The 19,807-nt window shown below is 42.1% G+C and carries 20 protein-coding genes; 8 read left to right on the plus strand and 12 right to left on the minus strand.

Annotation, left to right across the window (positions count from 1 at the left end):
• Window positions 1–7 precede the first annotated feature (7 nt).
• A complete protein-coding gene (locus tag J7W08_RS03570) occupies window positions 8–910 on the plus strand; it encodes an RAD55 family ATPase (protein WP_233085277.1) in 903 nt (300 codons plus the stop codon).
• Here the strand turns inward: J7W08_RS03570 and J7W08_RS03575 are convergent.
• Window positions 890–1,549, minus strand: coding sequence for a DUF1614 domain-containing protein (locus J7W08_RS03575; protein ID WP_233085278.1), 660 nt, complete (start codon window positions 1,547–1,549; stop codon window positions 890–892). The two genes, J7W08_RS03570 and J7W08_RS03575, sit on opposite strands and share 21 nt — an antisense overlap.
• A 383-nt stretch (window positions 1,550–1,932) precedes the next feature.
• Between J7W08_RS03575 and J7W08_RS03580 the strand changes: the two genes are divergently transcribed.
• Window positions 1,933–2,091: a hypothetical protein gene (locus J7W08_RS03580; RefSeq protein ID WP_233085279.1), complete on the plus strand. Its 159-nt coding sequence runs from the start codon at window positions 1,933–1,935 to the stop codon at window positions 2,089–2,091.
• A 584-nt stretch (window positions 2,092–2,675) separates the two neighbouring features.
• Here J7W08_RS03580 and J7W08_RS03585 read toward each other — a convergent pair.
• Window positions 2,676–2,834 carry a CxxC-x17-CxxC domain-containing protein gene (locus J7W08_RS03585; RefSeq protein ID WP_081955768.1) on the minus strand — a complete coding sequence of 53 codons (159 nt, stop codon included), beginning with the start codon at window positions 2,832–2,834 and terminating at the stop codon, window positions 2,676–2,678.
• 491 nt (window positions 2,835–3,325) lie between these two features.
• Between J7W08_RS03585 and J7W08_RS03590 the strand changes: the two genes are divergently transcribed.
• Window positions 3,326–3,529: a hypothetical protein gene (locus tag J7W08_RS03590; RefSeq protein WP_233085280.1), complete on the plus strand. Its 204-nt coding sequence runs from the start codon at window positions 3,326–3,328 to the stop codon at window positions 3,527–3,529.
• A 113-nt stretch (window positions 3,530–3,642) separates the two neighbouring features.
• Here J7W08_RS03590 and J7W08_RS03595 read toward each other — a convergent pair whose 3' ends face one another.
• From J7W08_RS03595 to iorA, 5 genes are all read right to left on the minus strand, one after another.
• Window positions 3,643–4,113: a metal-binding protein gene (locus tag J7W08_RS03595; RefSeq protein ID WP_233085281.1), complete on the minus strand. Its 471-nt coding sequence runs from the start codon at window positions 4,111–4,113 to the stop codon at window positions 3,643–3,645.
• A gap of 160 nt (window positions 4,114–4,273) precedes the next feature.
• Window positions 4,274–4,687, minus strand: coding sequence for a zinc-ribbon domain-containing protein (locus J7W08_RS03600; RefSeq protein ID WP_233085282.1), 414 nt, complete (start codon window positions 4,685–4,687; stop codon window positions 4,274–4,276).
• A 150-nt stretch (window positions 4,688–4,837) separates the two neighbouring features.
• On the minus strand, window positions 4,838–6,154 hold the full coding sequence (locus J7W08_RS03605) for a phenylacetate--CoA ligase family protein (RefSeq protein WP_233085283.1): 1,317 nt from the start codon (window positions 6,152–6,154) through the stop codon (window positions 4,838–4,840).
• Window positions 6,155–6,171: 17 nt separating this feature from the next.
• Entirely contained in the window at window positions 6,172–6,801 is a 630-nt protein-coding gene (locus J7W08_RS03610) for an indolepyruvate oxidoreductase subunit beta (RefSeq protein WP_233085284.1), read from the minus strand.
• Entirely contained in the window at window positions 6,798–8,681 is a 1,884-nt protein-coding gene (gene iorA, locus J7W08_RS03615; RefSeq protein WP_233085285.1) for an indolepyruvate ferredoxin oxidoreductase subunit alpha, read from the minus strand. Before iorA ends, J7W08_RS03610 begins: the two co-directional genes overlap by 4 nt.
• Before the next feature lie 581 nt (window positions 8,682–9,262).
• Here iorA and J7W08_RS03620 point away from each other — a divergent pair.
• The 5 genes from J7W08_RS03620 (at window position 9,263) to J7W08_RS03640 (ending at window position 14,111) form a co-directional block, all read left to right on the plus strand.
• Window positions 9,263–10,675: a sodium:solute symporter family protein gene (locus J7W08_RS03620; protein ID WP_233085286.1), complete on the plus strand. Its 1,413-nt coding sequence runs from the start codon at window positions 9,263–9,265 to the stop codon at window positions 10,673–10,675.
• Between the two features lie 246 nt (window positions 10,676–10,921).
• The gene (locus J7W08_RS03625) at window positions 10,922–11,269 is read left to right on the plus strand and encodes a hypothetical protein (RefSeq protein WP_233085724.1); all 348 of its coding nucleotides are present in this window, start codon (window positions 10,922–10,924) and stop codon (window positions 11,267–11,269) included.
• Window positions 11,270–11,498: 229 nt separating this feature from the next.
• On the plus strand, window positions 11,499–12,626 hold the full coding sequence (locus J7W08_RS03630; RefSeq protein ID WP_259370128.1) for an acyltransferase family protein: 1,128 nt from the start codon (window positions 11,499–11,501) through the stop codon (window positions 12,624–12,626).
• Between the two features lie 12 nt (window positions 12,627–12,638).
• A complete protein-coding gene (locus J7W08_RS03635; protein WP_233085288.1) occupies window positions 12,639–13,637 on the plus strand; it encodes a hypothetical protein in 999 nt (332 codons plus the stop codon).
• 18 nt (window positions 13,638–13,655) lie between these two features.
• Entirely contained in the window at window positions 13,656–14,111 is a 456-nt protein-coding gene (locus tag J7W08_RS03640) for a GNAT family N-acetyltransferase (protein WP_233085289.1), read from the plus strand.
• Between the two features lie 45 nt (window positions 14,112–14,156).
• On the opposite strand, the gene J7W08_RS12305 is transcribed toward J7W08_RS03640, so the two are convergent.
• From J7W08_RS12305 to J7W08_RS03660, 5 genes are all read right to left on the minus strand, one after another.
• The gene (locus J7W08_RS12305) at window positions 14,157–14,567 is read right to left on the minus strand and encodes a DUF6713 family protein (RefSeq protein ID WP_375141061.1); all 411 of its coding nucleotides are present in this window, start codon (window positions 14,565–14,567) and stop codon (window positions 14,157–14,159) included.
• A 221-nt stretch (window positions 14,568–14,788) separates the two neighbouring features.
• Window positions 14,789–15,823: a radical SAM protein gene (locus tag J7W08_RS03645; RefSeq protein ID WP_233085290.1), complete on the minus strand. Its 1,035-nt coding sequence runs from the start codon at window positions 15,821–15,823 to the stop codon at window positions 14,789–14,791.
• Window positions 15,824–16,040: 217 nt separating this feature from the next.
• Complete coding sequence (locus tag J7W08_RS03650; protein ID WP_233085291.1) at window positions 16,041–17,684, minus strand: PAS domain-containing sensor histidine kinase; 1,644 nt, start codon at window positions 17,682–17,684, stop codon at window positions 16,041–16,043.
• Between the two features lie 359 nt (window positions 17,685–18,043).
• Window positions 18,044–18,748: a DUF4386 domain-containing protein gene (locus J7W08_RS03655; RefSeq protein WP_233085292.1), complete on the minus strand. Its 705-nt coding sequence runs from the start codon at window positions 18,746–18,748 to the stop codon at window positions 18,044–18,046.
• A 38-nt stretch (window positions 18,749–18,786) separates the two neighbouring features.
• On the minus strand, window positions 18,787–19,785 hold the full coding sequence (locus J7W08_RS03660; RefSeq protein WP_233085293.1) for an NAD(P)-dependent alcohol dehydrogenase: 999 nt from the start codon (window positions 19,783–19,785) through the stop codon (window positions 18,787–18,789).
• Window positions 19,786–19,807 lie beyond the last annotated feature (22 nt).

Genomic DNA, 19,807 nt, shown 5'->3' on the forward strand with positions numbered 1-19,807 from the left:
TACATTTATGGCAAGAAACAAGTTCCCTGTTCACACAACATTAAGTTCTGATGCTGTTAAGATACTTGAAAGGTATGAGAAGGAACTTGGAGCCAAGAATCTTGTACTTGAAAAGGCGCTAATGTCACTTGATAGCAGCAAGTTCAAATCCAAGATCGATACAAAAAATATAGATAAGGCTATCAAAAGGGTCAATACTGGTGTTGTCGGGCTTGATGACATGCTTGAAGGCGGTATTCCGGAAGGATTTACAGTTGTTGTTACAGGTCCTCCGGGAACAGGTAAAACTACCCTTTGCATGCAGTTTTTGATGGAAGGGATCAAGAATGATGAGAAATGCCTCTTTTTCTCCTTTGAAGAAAGGATCCAGCAATTAATTCAGCATTTCATGCGGTTTGGCTGGGATATTGGTAAGCATATCGACGATGGATACCTTGAAGTGTTCGGTATGTCCATGCTGTCATTTGAAGAGATCGGTGAGATCATAGAGTCGTATAAACCACGACGGGTCGTTTTCGATTCTCTTAACATGTTCACTGATCCTGCTGAGTTCAGGAAATCCCTGGAATGGCGTACATTGCATAAGATGCTAAAATCAAAAAATATTACTTCTTTCTTTGTAACTGAGAAAGAGTTTGGAATTGAGACAAAGTCATATGATACATATGATTTCCTTGGAGATGGAATAATCTTCCTTGATAAAATGCAAGCAAATGAGGTCGACGCAAATCTGACCCCTGTTATGGCTGTACAGAAAATGCGAGCTACTCGCGTGGATACTTCCCCACAACCTTTCAGGTTCACGGATAAGGGTATTTCAAAGTACCGGACCGTTAACCTGACAGCCAGCAAACTTCAGGAGAGGATGAACATGCGCCAGAACTCTTCTTCAAACGAACCAGGATATTAATGCTGCAACCAGTGCTGTAACATATACTGCTTTAAAGCTTCCAACTCCGCCAAGGTTGATAAAAGCACTTCCTTTATTCTCTTTATCAAACATCAGTAGTCCTGTGATATTTCCCAGAAGGATACCACCAATACCTGATACGAATATCACGGAAGCTGCATTTTCCGGTGCGAAGATAAGTGCTAAAGGCACTGCTATCAAACCAATGTAATCAGGCATCACGATGCCGATACCATTGACAAAATCGGAGAGAAGTGTTGCAGCTACTATCATGATCAGCATGATCTCAAGCCCTACAAAGTCAGGCTGGAAGACTATCAGGAACAGCATTACAGCAAAAGGAATTATGAATCCCCCAACGTTGAGGGTAATGACCGTGTCGAATGCCAGCTTCATACTGGATGAGATATCTTTTACCAAAGGAACTGAATAGACCTCTTCAAGTGTCGCTGCATCCCTTTGTAGGTCCTGTGTTTTCTTTGTTCTGATGGTACTGACAGGTAGTTCAATATTAGCACCAAGAATCATGAGGACCAGTATTATGAAAAGTGGATACGAAGATATTATCCCTAACGAAAGTTCCTGCTGAAAACACAGGAACGCCATAGGCAATAGTATGGCTCCAAAGATCAAAAACATCCGCATCTCTGATTTATTGATATATCCTCTCATTGTTCTCTTTAATAAGAGCACGTTTTTAGTTATTAAATATTTCTAATGCGAATTCAATTCAAAAGCTGAGTTTTGTCAGTTCAGCTTAAACTTCAGTCCTTTACATATCAATTAGATTGTTCATGAGAAGTCAATAAAGCATCTTTTTTGATGAAAGGATGAGATCATATTTGCTGGACCTTACCCTCTCTGCCTGAATAAGAAAAGATTCTTAGATATAAATTATCTATATATTTTATTGAGTTATCTATAAAATAGGTACGAATAATATATATGCTTCAAATGTATATTCTTATATATAACACGAGATCAGAGATAAATAGAGTCTAAATTCAAAAAGAGGAAAGCTAATGATCAAAGTTCAAATCAAAAATGACATCATCCTGAAAAAGAACTCTCAGTTAAATAATGACCAGCATTCAGTGATCGGGGGGTACGTTGGCAATGATCTGGATGCTGAAGAACTTGACCTTTACAGGTTCATGCTCGGGGGTCTTCTGTCTAAATGATAGATAGAAGTTCGATATCTTCAAATGGTGCATGGAGCAGAAACTAACGGAGGGGGAATTATAACAAACGAAGAAAAACTATTATGTCGAAATTGCAAAACAGAGCTTGAAATACAAATGATAGGTCTGAACACATTCTATTGTTGCAGAGAATGTCTGAGTATGACATCTTTCAGGGAAATAGTCAATCTCAAGCTAGACATGATGAGATCGATCGACGTGATGAAAGCAAGTTCCTGAAGTGAGAAGTTCAGGCTAACGTATCTAATTTATTCATTTATTCATAAACTGAACAAAAGTGCATGTTGTCCTTGACATCGATATGATCAGGGCAATCATTCTGCTTTTTTAGATCTAATAATGCTTTTATTTTTGATATCAAAAAGTCTGATGTTATGTGTAATTCCATTACAGCCATGGGTACTGTGATCAATAAAAAAACTTTATGCACTCAACGGGCATAATCAGCAACAATAAGTTACTTTTAGTATAATAATACAAAAATGAATTGTGCGATGGTGATAGGGATTTTCTATCTAATCGCACATTTAATTTTCATCTTTAAAGTTATTGGTCACATCCACTTAGAATTTTTTAGGTGGTCTGTGGCTCTGGAAGCATTCCCTGCAGTATACCGGTCTGTTTGGGTCCGGTACGAAAGGTACTTCTGTTTCCTGACCGCAGTCAGCACATTTTGCTTTGTGCATATCCCTCGGTCCGTTGTTGAAACCTCTATTTTCCATTTGTTTTCCTCCCTTTATATTGTATACCAATTCGATCCAAAAAGCCGCACTTGGGAATCTATTATTCTTGGGAGGTCTTGATGAACTAGTTGACTATGTCCACTCATGGTCTGACCGGATATATCACTGTTGGTTTTCAGGTGGCTGAAAATGCTGGTAAGGCAGTAAAAAGTTGAGCTGCTTTTTGATTTGTCTCCAAAATATTTATGGGTCATTTATTGATCATGGAGCTGCTGGATCAAGGAAAAATACAGTTATTTCAAACAATTGAGCAGGCTCAGGCATTTATTGATATGGTAATAATCACTTAATTTGAGAGAATTTACTTAATTTGCTTTATGTGACTGGATACAAACCTTATTAAAGATAGAGGACATTATAAGAAATACGTTTTTTTAAAGGTTTTTGATAATTGGTAATGATTTATTTTTCATTTTGTGAATGAATGGCAAATGTTCATTCGTTTTATTATATTTGTTATAGGAGCTATAATGTCCGATAAACCAAAATGTGCTTTTTACGGTGAAACTAATGATGTTCATGCTTTGATCGGTTGTGTTATCAGAGCATTGGATAAGGCTGATATGTATAAAGAGAAACTTGAATACATCAGGAAGATCAACCGTGATGGGAACATGTTCGATTCAGCTATTAAAACTTCAAGTGATTATGTGGAATTTGTCGAAATTGAATAAGATCAATAATTCATTTTCAAGTTGCAGATTGCCTGATCGGTATACAAGATCCACAAATAATCCTTAAAAATCCCTTTTCCGGAATCTAATAGAACGAAACTTCTCAGAACTTCTCAAAAATAACTTTTTGCTTTTGATATCAGGGAGTCTGATATTATATGGACTTCCATTGACAGACACATCCCTGCTGTGGCTACTATAATATACCTCAAAGGTACTTTGTGCAGATCAACACCTATAATCAGAAACAATAAGGCTACTATCAATGCAAGATTGATTATAATGGACAGGGGTCCGATGATAGGATTATGCGAGAATCCTCTGTGTTTGAATATAACCTTGTAGGGCCACCAGAGGAACTTGAAGATCTTCCATCTTTTATATGGCTTACTTTCAATATCGAGATCCGGGCTAAGGAAGAATGTTGCGAACAGATAGGATATGGAAAAGATCGTTATCATGTAAATGTCCAGATACCTGATAGCCATCTCATTTTCCTTCCACATCGTAAGATAGGAAAGGCTTGCCAGTATAACTAACATCACTGCAATATTTATCGTATCATGTGTTTTTGCGTCTGGCATTGTTAATTCGTTTCCTTGGTCTGAATTCTGGCCTTTAATGGTGTGAATGATTTTATATCTTCGCATCATGGTGCTTTTTCATATCAGGGAACAAATATATGATTCGGGAAAAATGACTTCCGTTCAGGTCAAAGCTTGATATAAAACAGTTTTTCTGTGTTTACAATAACTCCATCCAAAGTAAAATAGCAGCAAATAATCCGATCAGGATCAAGAAAACCAAAATAAAAAGAATATAGTCTGAAAAATTTGCCTTTTTGAAGGCTATCTCAGCTGAATTCATTTTCTTTGAGGTGGTGTAAGCATCATAAACCCCATATACACATATTATTATTCCTGGAATAAGGAAAGTAACCCATCCAACAACGACACCTACTAATATCCCAATTCCTTTTTTAAGTTCACCGTTGTAAACTTGTCCTAATCCACTTAATAAAAGGGATAAGACAGCTGCTAGTCCAGGATCCTTTGGAGATTGTGAAGCTGGATATTGTGTGCCAGTAGGAACTCCACATTTTGGACATATTACAGCTTTTTCATCGATCTCTGCCCCACAGTTTGAACAAGACTTCATTGTTTTTCCTATTAGTAAATCTTAAACAGTTTAATAACTTCTACTATAAAATAGAAACTATTTATAATGTTTGTTTTTAAGAATTACACTATAGCGATCTTACTCAATGAATAGACTTGAATAGGGATTCTGAAAAAAGAAAGGGATATCTCACATATCCCTGTTATCAATGACTCTCTTGCTCTTCTTCTCACTGCGAGGAAGTTCTCCTAATCCGACGCATTCCACATCTACACTGATACCAATGAAGTCCTTGAAGGCTTTATTCAGTGCTTTTGCAGTCCTTGATTTCATTTCGGGATCATCTGCATCAGCGGTCTCGACCCTGAAGAGCATTGAATCTCTGCCTTGATATCTTTCAAGAATGATCTGGTATTCGCTGCTGACGCCTTCGACCCTCTGTATGACATCCTCGATCTGACCTGGATAGACGTTTACAGCTTTGATCTTTATCCTGTCATCGGTACGTCCCAGCAGGCGGTCTATGCGAGGGAATGGGCAACCACACTTGCAGACTTCAGGAATGATGCGTGTAAGGTCCCTTGTCCTGTAGCGTATCAGGGGTGCTCCTTCCTTTGTAAGGGTTGTTATGACTAGTTCCCCGAGGGTGCCATCGGGCAGCTTTTCTTCAGTTACCGGGTCGATGATCTCAAAGAGAAGGTGGTCGGACCAGTAGTGAAGCCCGTCATGCATGAAACAATCGAGGGCAATGCCGGGTCCGTAGATCTCGGTGAGGCCGAAGATGTCAAAGCTCTCGATTCCGAGCTCATTCTCTATGCGGGACCTCATCTTTGGGCTCCAGCGTTCGGAACCGATGATTCCGACCTTCAGGTTGATATTGTCCCTCAGGCCCCGCTTGTTGATCTCCTCTGCAAGGAGGAGGGCGTAGGATGAGGTGCTTGCAAGTGCTGTGGATTTGAGGTCGAGGAGCATCTGCAATTGTTTTTCCGTGTTTCCCGGGCCCGTGGGGACTGCCATTGCTCCGAGACGTTCCGCACCTGCCTGGAAACCGATCCCTGCGGTCCAGAGACCGTATCCGGGTGTTATCTGTATCCTGTCAGTTTCAGTAAGGCCTGCCATCTGGTAGCAGCGCATCATCATTTCTGCCCAGACATCAACATCTTTCTGCGTATATGGGATGATGACAGGACTGCCGGTGGTGCCTGATGATGAATGTATCCTGATTATCTTTTCATCCGGGACCGCCTGGAGGCCCAGGGGGTAAGCATCCCGTAATTCCTCTTTGGTGGTGAATGGAAGCTTTGCGATATCTTCTATCGTCCTTATTGAATCGATGTCAAGTCCAGCTTCTTCGAACTTCTTTTGATAGAAAGGACTTCCCGATACAACCCTTTTGAGAAGATCCTTGAGCTTTAGCAATTGATCTTCTTCGGAAGATCCGGCGTCTTCATACCCATTGCAGGACATGTTCTGCTTTGTTTCAGTATCTTCACAAACATTGCACATCTTCATCACCTCGGATATCAGATATCCATTACCTGCACTTGCTCCTGTTGCTCAGGATCCTTTATGCATGCAACCTTTTCGAGGGACATGTCGAATGCCTTTCTGTTCAGTTCCCTGTACTTCTCCGGTACCATCTTCTCAAGCACGCTCCACAATTCGTCTGGATTGAAAGGAAGCAGGTCTGCACCTGCAGCAGCGGCCAGCATGGCAACGTTCGCTGCCCTGTAGGTCCCTGCTTCTTTTGCAAGCTGCGTGAAATCCACGTTTATGGTTTCCTGACAGTTCTTTTTCAGGAATTCGATTACCTGTTCTGGAATGTATTCAGCATTGTTAGCTGAAGCCGAAGGGATCACAGCATGTTCATTTACAACAATGCTGCCGTCCTTTTTCAAAAAGTGGATGTTCCTTGCAGCTTCAGCAGGCTCCAGACCTATAATGAGGTCAGCATTCCCGGCAGGGATGAGTGAACCACAAACCTCGTCCCCGATCCTGACGTGGCTGGTGACCGATCCTTCTCTCTGGGCCATACCGATCGTCTCGGCGGTTGCTACGTGGTAACCGGCATCTATGGCAGCCGTTGCCAGCAGGCGGGATGCAAGTACAACGCCCTGTCCTCCCACACCTGCAATAAGAATATCGAATTTCATTGTAGTACCTCCCTGAGGGTAATAGCATCCGACGGACAGACCTGTGCACAGAGACTGCAACCGGTGCAGTTGTCCTGTATTTGCGGTACTCCTGATGACATCGAGAAGATGGCAGGACAGCCAAGCTGTGAGACACAGAAGTTGCAACCTGTACATTTCTCTTCATCGATCACGTATTGTCCTGTTGCTTTTGTGATACCCACGCATTTTCCTTTGAATACCACAGCAGAGGGACCTTCGTACTCTATGGCCATTTTAGCTGTCTCTATGCATTCGCCAAGGTCATCTGCTTCGATGGTCTCAACAAGGTCCACTCCACAGCTTCGTAGCACTTCGGCAATATCAATGGCCTTTGTAGGATTACCCATTGCTGTCAGGCCGATTCCCGGATGTGGCTGATGTCCTGTCATAGCAGTGGTTCGGTTGTCAAGGACAGCCAGCGTGATATCAGCATTGTTGTAAACTGCGCTGATCATTGCAGCGATTCCGGAATGGAAGAAAGTGGAGTCCCCGATGAAGGCCACCTGTTTAGCATAGTTTCCATCCTGGTATTGTTGTGTGTGGGAAAGGCCTGCTGCCATACTGATGCCTGCTCCCATGCAGAGGCAGGTGTCCACCATGTTGAGCGGCTGGGCGTTTCCGAGGGTGTAGCAACCGATGTCACCTGAGAATACGGTTCCTTTTCCGTTCTCTTTCTTCAGCTTCGCTGCTGCTTTCTTGAAAGCATAGAAGACAGTTCGGTGCATGCATCCTGCACAGAACGTGGGTGGCCTTACAGGAAGTGCAGGTATGTTCTCCCTGGCGACCACAGGTGTTGAATGTGTTAGGAGGGGAATTTCTGCATTCATGGCCTGAAGTGAGCTATTCACTCCTTCGATCACGACATCCACATCATATTCTCCGCTTACAGGGAAGTGGCCGTTCTTCTTTCCATATACGTTCACATCGAGATGATATCTGCCTATCAGTTGCAGGAACTGCTCCTCGAGGTATGGGTCAAGCTCTTCGATGACTATAAGGTCCGTGATGTCGTTGAGGAACTCAAGAGCTGCTTTTTCAGGGAAGGGGTGGACGGTTGCGAGTTTGAAATGCGAGAAGGTTCCTGATTGCTTATTAGTGGCCTCGTTAGTGTACAGGGAGGAAACACCAGAGGATGCAATGCCTATTTTGCTGTTCCCTTTTGATATTGAGTTGAATGTATTTTCACTGAAAAGATCTGAGAAACGGTCAGATATCCTGATCTGAAGATCTTCAAGCCAGGGGTGTCTTTGTGCTGTCAGTTTTGGGAATATGGTCCAGCGTGGTTCCTTTACATAGCCTTCGATGTCACGACCTGCCTGCTCGATATCTTCGGTCACCACGTCAGCACAGCCATGGGAGACACGGGTGGTGGTCCTGAGTATCACAGGGATCTCCATCTCATGTGACAGTTTGAAGGCCAGTTTAGCCATATCATAGGCTTCCTGGGGTGTGGACGGGTCAAGGACCGGAATATTCGAGAAGTGACCAAAGGCTCTTGTGTCCTGTTCGGTCTGGGATGAGTGTGGTCCGGGGTCGTCGGAGACAAGGATCACAAGGGAGCCTTTTACTCCTATGTAGGAGAGGCTCATGAGGGGATCAGAGGCTACGTTGAGTCCGACCTGCTTCATGGTGACCAGGGTATTGGCACCTGAATAGGCGGCTCCGACCGCTGTTTCAAGGGCTACCTTCTCATTGGTTGCCCATTCGGCATATATGCCATATTTGCTCGCATGAGAGGCGATGGTCTCCATAACTTCGGTAGAAGGTGTCCCCGGATAGCCACTCGCTACCTGAAGACCGGCCTTCATCGCCCCAAAGGCGATCGCTTCGTTTCCCATTAATATACGTTTAGCGGTCAATATCGTTCCTCTTGTATTTGGTAAGTGAAAATAGGTAATGTGAATTACTTCTACAGACGTTTCAGTAGTAATTCAGATAGGTCCATCATTGTTGCTTAAGCAGATGTTCGGCAGGTCTGCACATTTTAGCCATTAGGATTTTAGAGCTATTGAATTCAGTAGAGCTGAAACATTGCATGTATTTATACATTAATGTGGACATATGCACTTATTTAATGAAATATAAACGTTTTGTTGTTACTTTTTTGGATTTGCCGGAAAAGTCGATAACAGATGCCAGATTGCTATGCTTTTTTTTAATGTGAGAGGGATGAGGGTCCTTTAGAAAGGATCTGTCAGTGGGAACAAACAAAAATGTTTTAATCTATAATGTACTACTCCGCGCATCATAGTACATAGTAGCCCAACGAAGAGGAGGATAGGAATTGGTATTGAAACACAACACATCAAAAATGACCATTACTAAAAATGCAAACCAGAATGGGGAGATGAGCTCCTGATGCCTCTGCCCTACATTTACCTGATGATCGCCGTCATCATAATGCTTGCCACAACATTCTTTTTCGTATTGAGGCAAGACCATGATTAATCAGGTTCTTCTGGTACTATATATAGTTGGGATACTTTTGCTTTCCCTGAAGCTCAGGCAGGGAACTTTTTCAGGATTTGTGGTCTCGGACAGGAATGTGATGCATCCTGCGGTAATAGGCATTGCCTATATGGCTGCTTACTTTAGCGCTGCCTCTTTCCTCGGGGGTGGAGGCTACGGGCTCATTGCCGGACTTCCATGGGTCATCTGGGGAGTATTCTTCCACGTAGCTTTTGCCTGCCTGGCATTCATCATTGCACCGAAGATATGGATGTTCTCCCAGAAGTACGATGCCAAGACCATACCTCAGCTACTGGAACGCAGGTACGATTCACAGAGAGGCAAGATATTGCTTGCAGGGATCATGCTGTTGATGTATACAGTATACCTGGTTGCCATTTTCAAGGGATGTGCCAACCTTTTCCAGGGACTGCTGGGAGTAACATATGTCCAGGCTCTCCTCATAGCTGTTGCCATTGTGGCACTCTACTACGTGATAGGAGGACTGCCGGCCATCATCTGGATAAGTTTCTTGCAAGGTTTGATCATGCTTGTGGGCGCAGTGCTTCTTTACACAGGTCTTATTTCAAGTGGAGGAGGCATGGCAATATGGGATATGGTCCCGGCCGACATACTGAGTATGACAGGTGCAGCAGTACCATGGCAAAAGACTTTTGGAATGGCGTTTGCTATCAGTCTCGGACTTCTGGCATTGCCCGATCTGCTGATCATGCTGTTCTCTGCAAAGGATAAGAGAGTAGTACGTTTTGCAGGTATCTATGGTCCAATATCCATTACCATTTATGCACTATGCATTTTCTCCCTGGGCGTCATGGTTCACGGGGTATTCAGCCCGGAGCAACTGGCTCCTTTCATGACAAACCCGGATGGTCTGATACCGTTCCTGGCAACATCACTGCTTCCCCGTGGATTTGATAGTATCGTCCTGCTGGCCGCCATCTCCGCTGCTATGTCAACCATGAGTGCCATTGTGCTGGTCACAACAACAGCCCTTACTTCAGATATCCTCAGGTATCTGCGTCCGGCCACTCCCGATGATAAGGTGCTTCGCATGACAAGAATAGTGGGGGTAATCATCATCATAGTTTCGGCATTCTTCGCAATGGATGTGCCACAGATGATAGTACCTCTGGTGTCTGTAAGCATGGGCGTGATCGCTTGCTGTGTCTTCATACCACTTATTTTTGGACTTTACTGGGACCGTGGCACTTCAACCGGATTTGTTGCCAGCCTTGTGGCAAGCTTCGGTTCTGTGGTGCTTTGGCAGTTCCTTGGCAATCCCCTCATCCATCCTGTGTTCATTGGTTTGATATGTGGTACCGTGGCATACCTGGGAGGAAGCCTGGCAAGTCCCCGTCCGACCCCTATGGTGGAAATGAAATAATGGATAAAGGTGTTTGATCCTTGACCTGGTGCTGAAAAATAATCCTTCAGCACCATTTCTTTTCCAGTTATGTATTTATTCTGGCTTGCAAGCAGTCATCTTTGATAGGGATTCCTGGGCAGGTTCATTGTCATATGTTCTTCAGGCAGTAGCACCTTTTGATGAATCTCTATTCAGGACCACTTCATGAAAACTGATTTATTGCATAGGTCTTAATTAAAGAAAAGGTGTTCAAAATTGAAGAATGTGATCAACAAGAGCTTCGAAATTAAGGATTACGCCATCGATGATTCACAGATCAACGGGTTCTGGATGACATTGCTGGACAAGGAAACTCTAACAACTGAAATAATCTATAGTCCGGATAAGGCTGGGACCTTCAATTCAGCCGAAACAAAAAGGATGATACAGGAGATCACCAGAAAATGTGATGGTTTCAGCTCATTGCTTCCGGAGAACATTAATTGTGAAGTCATTTTCAAAGACCTTGATGACCTGACATATATTGCAGATGAAGGTAAAATTGAAGTCGAATACACGGAAATGGATGAGATAAGGGTTGTTTATAAGTTGCATGTTCAATATCATATTTGATCTTTTCAAGATTTGCTTTTTTTAAAAAATGAGATGTTAGATCCCGCAGGGGTCTAATAGATTCTTAAGATTTGTCTTCAAATTCCACCCTATTCCCCTAAAGCAATTTTATGGGAGCGATGCAGACTTTTAAAATGGCTTTTGATAAAAAAACTGTTTATATAATGGCTGTACAATTATTTATGGGGGTATAAGTACGGATAGTAATAAACCTGAGAGACGTTATGATCTGGACTGGCTGAGGGTTATAGCCATAATTACAGTCTTGATCTTTCATTCTATGAGATTTTTTGATCCCATGGACTGGGATGTAAAGAACAACGTCCTGAGTGAAAATATCATGGTACTTGTTTTGTTTATAGTCCAGTGGCTGATGCCTTTGTTCTTCGTGATCTCGGGTATGAGCATATATTTTGTGCTGAGCTTCAGGACAAAGGGACAGTTCATCAAGTCGCGATTTCTGCGCATCATGATCCCCTATCTTTTAGTGGGCATATTTGTCATACTTCCTCCCCAGAATTACCTGAGGTTTTTAAGCGGTGGAGGATCAGGGCTTACATTTCTGGAGTTCTATCCTGAGTATCTGACATACACTTTTGTTGGCGTATTCTCATATTTCGGCCTGCCACCTATGGGTCATCTGTGGTATCTTCTCTTCCTTTTCATATTCTCCTTAGTAATGCTCCCGCTTTTTGTTTATCTTAGAACTGAATCAGGAAGGTCGATAATTTCGCACACCGAACCCATTTTTGAAAAACCAGGTGCTATCTTCATGTTAGCATTGCCAATTGGAGTTCTTACTGCAATCCTTGACCCAACATCATTTGCAGGCAACCCGAATTATTTTGGTGGCTGGAGCATACTGGTATATCCTATCATTCTGTTCTATGGATTTCTTATAGCTTGCAATAATAAATTAGAGGAAACCATCCATAGGCATGGAAAAGTCGCATTGGTGCTGGCAATAACAACTTTCCCGTTTATTTTATGGTTCATACAGTCTGTACTTGATGGGACATTCCAATTTGGAAGCTATGGATATGCAGGAGTTATGCTGCTTCGTTCATTCAATCTCTGGTGCTGGATGATCGCCTTCCTGGGATATGGCAGGAAATACCTGAGCTTTAACAACAGCACATTGAAATACGCCAATGAAGGACTCATAGCCTTCTATATACTTCATCAAACGGTCATCCAGATCGTGGGGTTCTTCATTGCAGACTGGGATATGGGCATAGTTCCAAAGTACGTAATACTCCTCACCACATCGTTCATAGTGATCGTGACGATATATGAAATTGCGATCAGGCGTATCAATGTTGTCAGATTCCTTTTCGGCATGAAAGCAAAGAAATAAGGCGATGGCAAAATGAGATTCCCACCGATCAGGCAAATGATCTACCAAAGACCCGCAGTGCTTGGTCTGAGCATCAGCATTACCCTCCTTTTCGGTTTTCTGATGCAAGAGTACTTACTGGGTCGCTTTACGCTGATCTTTGAAGAGGAGCATTTTCTACAGGACTTCTGGATCGCTGTTGTTCATTGTCTTCTGGCAGGCTACCTCCCGAGTGCGTATTTTTTACTGCTGCGTGGTACAAGGAATACCTTTGAAGAACTTGAACATATCCTAAGACCAGCAACTGACCCCTCGTATGTGGAATCTGCTGTACATATTGAGAAGAGAAAGCTGATCGTTTGGGGAGTGATAGGAGTGCTGGTTGCGGTGTCTCTGCCTTACCAGACGGCCATATCGCCCTGGGATACGTCTACATGGCATCCTGAGGTTGCCTGGCATCGTGTTCTCGAGCCGTTTATAGGTTTGTGGGCTGGTTGGTTCTTTGGTGCAGTTTGGTTTACCTCGGCGCGAACTTCCCAGCTGGCGACCAGAATCGATTCTGTGGACCTGCTGGATCTGAGTCCATTGTTCCCTTTTGTTAAACAGGGTCTATTGACCACCTTGCTAACTATTGGTATGGTGTCCATCTTCAGTTTGCTTCTGCTCGATCCGGGAGAATGGCCTGTTGTTGCCCGAGCTTACTTAGGATCTCTGGCAATTGCATTGATCGGCTTCTGGTTGCCAATGAGAGGGGTGCACCAGAGAATTCATGAGGTCAAAGAAGCAGAGCTCAAATGGACACGCGAAAAGATACACCAATCTGAAACCCTCCTGCATAGCGGTTCACCGGACATGTCACCCGGACAGATGGCGGATCTGGTTGCAAATCTTAAACTCATTGAGGATGTGCCGGAGTGGCCCTTTGAAAGCTTGACCATTGTACATGTGATTGCCTATTTGCTGATCCCGCTGGCGTCCTGGTTAGGTGGTTTGCTTATCGAAAGCCTGCTGGAGATCGTTTTTATTATGTGATAATTACAGGGCCTAAATATGAACCAAAAAAGCTGGAGAATACGGAAAGCTATTGTTGACGATGCAAAGGATCTCAAAAATTGTATGGATCTGGCTTATACGAAGTATTTGGACAGGCTCAAAGGGGAACGACTACCACCCATGAACGTTGATTATGAAGATGAGATCACCTATTTTCCGGTCTGGGTCGCAGAATCTGACAAAGAGATAGTTGGTGGCTTGATCTTAATGTTCGAAGATGATTATACTACGATAGCAAATGTGGCAGTACGTCCTGATTTCCAGGGAACAGGCATAGGCCGGGGGCTAATGGATCTTGCCGAATCAGAAGCTAAACGCAGAGGCTATCTGGAATTACGTTTAGCAACTCATGTATTATTGACAGAAACTATTTCTTTTTATCATCATTTAGGCTGGTCAGAGATCGGTCGTGATGATACCCGTGTCTACATGAGAAAAACTATTGATGTTTAATGATCTAGTTAGTGGCCGTTTTTCATTATTCTTGCCTCTGTCATCTCACCAGTTTATCATTAGATGGATAGTGAGTACTGCCTGAGTCAGGGACACGATCAGGGTTGACACAAGAATGAACAATGAGATGGGCATTTTGAATTCATCTCTTCCTTTCCTGATAAAATACATGTGGGCTGTAAAGGCAAAAATACCAGCAAAACTCAGGACAAGTGAAAATAACAGTCCCGTGATGGATTGCTGAAAGACCAAAACCAGTCCATATAATACAAAAAATATCAAGGGAATGTGTATCAGAAGAAATCCAGTGATACCACCTGGTAATTTGAATAGCTCCCACTCTTTCCAGTAGGCAGAGTCAATCTCATGGTTGATCAATAGAACGGAATTGACCAGATAGATCCAGAATAATATTTCAGACGCAATCATTACACCACCCCTGTTAGGTAAGTACATATTTATTTTAATCTTTGTTAATAGCTCCTGTCAGATCTCTCCTGAACAAATAAGGGATGTGATCGCTACAGTTATTCTCGCTATCAGTTTTGTTCCTACTGTTATTCAGGCCATTAAAGGATATTTGAAATGATGCCTGTTAGACTTTCGTACTTTGGCTACTATGGGAATTCTGCTTCGTGCAATGGGACATACCCTTCGAGAACACTATCTTCTTCCATTTAGAGTAAGACATCTTCAAGGCCTGCTTCTTTCACTATCTTTATTGCACGTATCTTCTCATCAGATGTGAGGAAACGATCAATTTCCGGATATTTTGAAGCTCTATAATAAGGCATGTACTGGAACATTAGATTAAATCTAACCTCTGGAATATTATTTGCGATCCATTCTACGATTGGTTTTGTGCAGCAATCCAGATGATCAGGCAAAACAAGGTGGCGGACTATTATCTCTGCATTCTGATAAGCGATCTCATGATCTCTTTTTACTACAGCAAGATAATTTTGTACTTTGGAATACTTTCTTGCGCATTTATCATCACTATATTTGAAGTCGGCAAGATATACATCGATCACGCCCTCTAGCAGTTTTGCTATTTCTTTAGAATGGTACATATTTGAGTTCCAGACCACAGGGATGTTCGCAGAAACATTGTTAATGATCTTCAAAATGGAATGTGTATGTGGTGTAGGAGTTACAAAATTTACATTCCTTGCCCCTTCATATCGACGCCTTTTTATGGTCCTGGCCAAATTTTCAGGATCTACCTCAGTCCCACTTTCGGGGCGTGTGGATATGTCCCAGTTCTGACAATAAACGCAGGCAAAGACACACCCTGTGAAGAAGATCGTATGTGAAGGTACAAGTTCCGGTTCTTCTCCCATATGTAAAAATTCAGAAGCGTATCGGGAGGATTCAAGTAATCTGCAGAATCCCTTTTCACCATGTCTGCGATCTACACCGCATCTTCGTTCGCACATATGACAATTTTCAAGTATCTTTTCGGCTATCACGATCTTCAGATCAAGAAGTGAGGGAGTTGCTTCAGTCAGTTCAATGTTCTTTTCTTTTGAATCGATACTTTCCAATAACTCCCGATACTTTTCAATTTTGCTATCATGGATTTTCCATAGATCATCAACAGAAGCCGATGGAACGAAGTCTGCCGGAATGCTTTTAGTTATCCGGAAACGAGCTGGAAGCTCATCCTTTTCGACTTTTAAATAGCGGCTTAAAAACTTTGGATCCCCCATATAGGTAGATTCGCTAGCTTCAATTGAATATTTTACGGTTCCATAATTTCAGACTTTTTGTGTAATGGTGTAAGAAGATGAAGTTCTCTAAGGGTACGTTGCATTGCATGAAGTACAACGATAAACTTGATAACACGCTATCGTTTCAAAGAATAGCTATAGATATATAGGAGAATATCTTCTGATCAGATATATCTGTCAAACCAAATAGAACAGATCAACAGGACGTGTTTTCAGGATCGTTTGGTATGCTAAATCCAAATGTACTTCCTTTTCCAAGTTCACTCTCGACCCAGACCTCACCACCATGCATTTCAACAAATTTCTTAACAAGAGCAAGGCCAAGCCCTGTGCCGCCATATTCTCTTGAGTTTGAAGAATCCACCTGGAAGAAAGGCTTGAACAGTTTTTCCTGATCCTCTGGTGAAATACCTATGCCAATATCCTTTACGAAGATATTAACAGAACTATCAGATATTTTACCACCAATGGTCACTGCCCCTCCCTGATCTGTGAACTTAATGGAGTTGTTCACCAGGTTGTAAAGAACCTGCTTGAATTTGATCATGTCTGCTTTTATGGTAGGCATTTCAATGTCGATGTTAAATGTTAGATCTATCCCTTTCTTTTTTGAAAGAGGTATCATCAATGCTCCTACTTCATCAATAGCATCGGATACGGTGAACTCATTAACACGAAGTTCCATTTCGCCGGTTTCAATGTTTGAGAAATCCAAAAGATCATTGATCAGTTCTAGAAGATGATTTCCATTTCTAAGAACCTTAGATATGTATTTTTTCTGCTCTTCATTCAAAGAACCGTAATCTTCACTGCAAAGTAGATCGGAGAATCCGATGATCATAGTAAGAGGAGTTCTTAGCTCATGGCTCATATTAGAGATGAATTCGGTCTTGGCCATGTTGGCAGCTTCCGCAGCAACTTTTGCACGGAGCATTGCTTCCTCTGCTTGCTTGCGCTCGTTTATATCCTGAACAATTCCCTGAAAGTGAGTTGCTTTTCCTTTCTCGTTCCTCAGAATAAAAGTCTTCTCATTTACCCACAATAAATTTCCATCTTTTGTTATCAAACGATATTCCGAGTTATAGTTGTCACTGCCATCTTTACACTTCCCTGTAAGTGTATCTTTTACCATTTGATAATCATCGGGATGGACCAGATCTCCATAATTAATTCGCCCAAGTACGAAATCCTCAGCTGAATAACCAAGCTTTAAAACATTCTCTGAAGCATAATCTGCAGGCCAGAAATCTTCTGCCCTCCATAAGAATGCCATTGTAGAGCTATTGTTTATGATGCCTTCCAGAGCCTTCTGTTTCTGAATTGCTTTCTCAAAAGCAAGACAATTGTTCTTCTGCTCAGTAATATCATCCACAGTCAGCAATACAAGTGGTCCATTATTTTGTCGTATCAGGGTAGTTGAAATCAAAAAATGAAGCGTTGCCGATTTATCATTGGTTACGATCTCCAATTCGCCTTCCTTTTTGTAAATGCTTTCACCGGTCTCAAAAGTGTGCATAACAGAGTTTCTTACAGTACATTCTGAGCATTCTCTGTTCTTCCCACAACTTTCTAATTTGATCGAATTTACACATCCGAAGAGTTCACCACCAAGAAGACCAATACTATTCTTTTTTTCGTTTCCTAATGCAATAGTAGCAGTCCGATTGATGTATTCAACTTTCCCTTCCTGATTGACAAGGATCATGATCATAGGAATATCATCAAAAATAGGACTTAATATATCAGGATCTACAAATGATCCAGTGGAACTTTTACAAAATTCGTCGCCGCTAAACTCACGCTGAATTATGTTATTTCCATCCAGATCAGATCCCTCCATATCACTTGTGTATGGTGTTGACTATGTTGTAGTATATAATATGTTCGATTGTTACATATATAAGAGTTCGAAAATGTAACAAATAATGTCTAAAATATACAAATACATTAGATCATATTGTAGCATGGAGAAGTTTTTTAAAATTTCAGGATCCTTTGGAAAGGTAACATTCAATTGAATGCGATTGCTGTCAAGAAATTGGCAAATAAATAAGAAAGAGGGGTTTATCCCTTTCTCAAGTTAGCCTATAGCAAAAAGTAGGTTTTTCTACCTCTTTTAATTCAAGAACTTCAGTTGATCCGTATTTTGTGGCTACAATTGCTTTCATTTGGTTATCCTCCTATATTGCTTAGATGTGCTCATTTTATCTCGTTTACATCTGTTTTTGCAGTCGAGGGATCGATCGCAGATGGATTGAATCCTTTAACAATAAGCCATACCGCAAAAACCATTTCCTGCACGGCTATTGGAATAAATAGGATACCAAGCAGATCAATGTTGAAAGGTTGTAATAGATAGTATACCCACAACAATGCAGCTCCAGCAAAGCCCCAGCCTGATAGCCATCGGGGAACAAGGTTTGATCGATACAATAAATAATTCAAGATCAGAGCAGATATAGTAAAAGCAACTGCGAACCCAAACAAAAAGGCCAGATCGCCTGCTGCCAGCAATATAGTCCCAAAGGTTTGATAATAGGAAGCATCCGGAGATCCCGCCTTCACAAAGTCCTGACTTAATGCCAATAGTGTCAGTATGGCAATCACATTAACAATAAAAAGTACGCCCTCCGCGATCCTGGCACCAGCGTACCCAAGAGCTAAAGATTCACTATGCTTTTTAAGAATCGGATATATCATTATTCCAATACCAGCAACTGCAACGGCATCGATCAATACAAGTAACGACCCTATCATCATCTGGTTCTCATTTCCAGAAGCAATAGTAAGATAATCTGAAGCACCAAGAATTGGGTCCAGTAAAATAACACCAAGTGAGTATGCAACTGTCGCAGTTATAAACAATATTCCTACAATTCTTGCGGTCTTTATGTTTTCGTCCATTTTCTTCCCCCACCATTTCATTATTAAAATAGTCCTTTTCATTTACCTTGCCAGGCATTGTTGTTATGTTCCACAGTTAGGACAACATGTCCCTTTTTGTGCCCTGTTTCGACATACTTGTGAGCCTCAACAGCCTGTTCCAGCGGATAACGTCGATCTATGACTACTTTCAGCTTCCCATCCTCAATAAGCTCTCTGAGGAAAATTAGGTCTTCAGCCCTCTCTTTTAAAAGTCCAGATATTGCCTTCTTACTATTTGTCAGATTAAGCCATATTATTCGAAAAAGCCGTACCAACCCATAGGTAGTAAAAAGATAGATTCCTTCATTCTTTAACGATTTTGTACTACCTGAAAAAGGACTCTTGCCGACGGTGTCAAAAATAATGTCGTAGGTTTCACCGCTTTTGGTAAAATCCTCTTGAGTGTAATCAATTACCTTATCGGCTCCCAGAGATTTCACTAATTCTAATTTCCTGGTACTGCACACTCCGGTAACTTCTGCCCCAAAGTGATTGGCAATCTGTACCGCAGCTGAACCTACCCCTCCAGAAGCGCCAAAGATAAGAACTTTTTGTCCGCTCTGAATATTTCCTTTTCTTAGGAAAAACAGCGCAGTCAATGCCCCTTGCTGGACTGCAGCGGCTTCCTCATAGGTCATATTGGCCGGTTTTATTGCCAGAGCCCCGTCTTCAGGCAGACAGATGTACTCGGCATAAGCACCTAAATTCATCCCTGTGTATCCAAAAACCGGATTCCCTTTACTGAAGAGTTTTACATCTTTGCCAACGGCTTCAATTTCCCCGGCTAATTCAGTCCCTAGTATAGGTTTCTTCGGCTTTCTGATACCTGATGCTATTCGCATTAGAAGCCCGAATCCTGGTGGGGCTGTGCAACTTCGCATCCAACAGTCATATTTTGTCACTGTTGTCGCATAAATTCTGATCAATACTTCATTGTCCTTTGGAGTAGGTTTATCCACTTCTTTGAGATGAAGGACTTCAGGTGGTCCGTATTTTTCATACACAATTGCTTTCATCAGTATTCCTCCAAATTTACTT

It is taken from the genome of Methanococcoides orientis, assembly GCF_021184045.1.
Taxonomy (GTDB): domain Archaea; phylum Halobacteriota; class Methanosarcinia; order Methanosarcinales; family Methanosarcinaceae; genus Methanococcoides; species Methanococcoides orientis.

Coding starts and splice junctions, on each gene's coding strand:
- J7W08_RS03570 (WP_233085277.1), top strand. CDS start 8: ATGGCAAGAAACAAGTTCCCTGTTCACACAACATTAAGTTCTGATGCT.
- J7W08_RS03575 (WP_233085278.1), bottom strand. CDS start 1,549: ATGTTTTTGATCTTTGGAGCCATACTATTGCCTATGGCGTTCCTGTGT.
- J7W08_RS03580 (WP_233085279.1), top strand. CDS start 1,933: ATGATCAAAGTTCAAATCAAAAATGACATCATCCTGAAAAAGAACTCT.
- J7W08_RS03585 (WP_081955768.1), bottom strand. CDS start 2,834: ATGGAAAATAGAGGTTTCAACAACGGACCGAGGGATATGCACAAAGCA.
- J7W08_RS03590 (WP_233085280.1), top strand. CDS start 3,326: ATGTCCGATAAACCAAAATGTGCTTTTTACGGTGAAACTAATGATGTT.
- J7W08_RS03595 (WP_233085281.1), bottom strand. CDS start 4,113: ATGCCAGACGCAAAAACACATGATACGATAAATATTGCAGTGATGTTA.
- J7W08_RS03600 (WP_233085282.1), bottom strand. CDS start 4,687: ATGAAGTCTTGTTCAAACTGTGGGGCAGAGATCGATGAAAAAGCTGTA.
- J7W08_RS03605 (WP_233085283.1), bottom strand. CDS start 6,154: ATGTGCAATGTTTGTGAAGATACTGAAACAAAGCAGAACATGTCCTGC.
- J7W08_RS03610 (WP_233085284.1), bottom strand. CDS start 6,801: ATGAAATTCGATATTCTTATTGCAGGTGTGGGAGGACAGGGCGTTGTA.
- J7W08_RS03620 (WP_233085286.1), top strand. CDS start 9,263: ATGATTAATCAGGTTCTTCTGGTACTATATATAGTTGGGATACTTTTG.
- J7W08_RS03635 (WP_233085288.1), top strand. CDS start 12,639: ATGAGATTCCCACCGATCAGGCAAATGATCTACCAAAGACCCGCAGTG.
- J7W08_RS03640 (WP_233085289.1), top strand. CDS start 13,656: ATGAACCAAAAAAGCTGGAGAATACGGAAAGCTATTGTTGACGATGCA.
- J7W08_RS12305 (WP_375141061.1), bottom strand. CDS start 14,567: ATGTACTTACCTAACAGGGGTGGTGTAATGATTGCGTCTGAAATATTA.
- J7W08_RS03645 (WP_233085290.1), bottom strand. CDS start 15,823: ATGGGGGATCCAAAGTTTTTAAGCCGCTATTTAAAAGTCGAAAAGGAT.
- J7W08_RS03650 (WP_233085291.1), bottom strand. CDS start 17,684: ATGGAGGGATCTGATCTGGATGGAAATAACATAATTCAGCGTGAGTTT.
- J7W08_RS03655 (WP_233085292.1), bottom strand. CDS start 18,748: ATGGACGAAAACATAAAGACCGCAAGAATTGTAGGAATATTGTTTATA.
- J7W08_RS03660 (WP_233085293.1), bottom strand. CDS start 19,785: ATGAAAGCAATTGTGTATGAAAAATACGGACCACCTGAAGTCCTTCAT.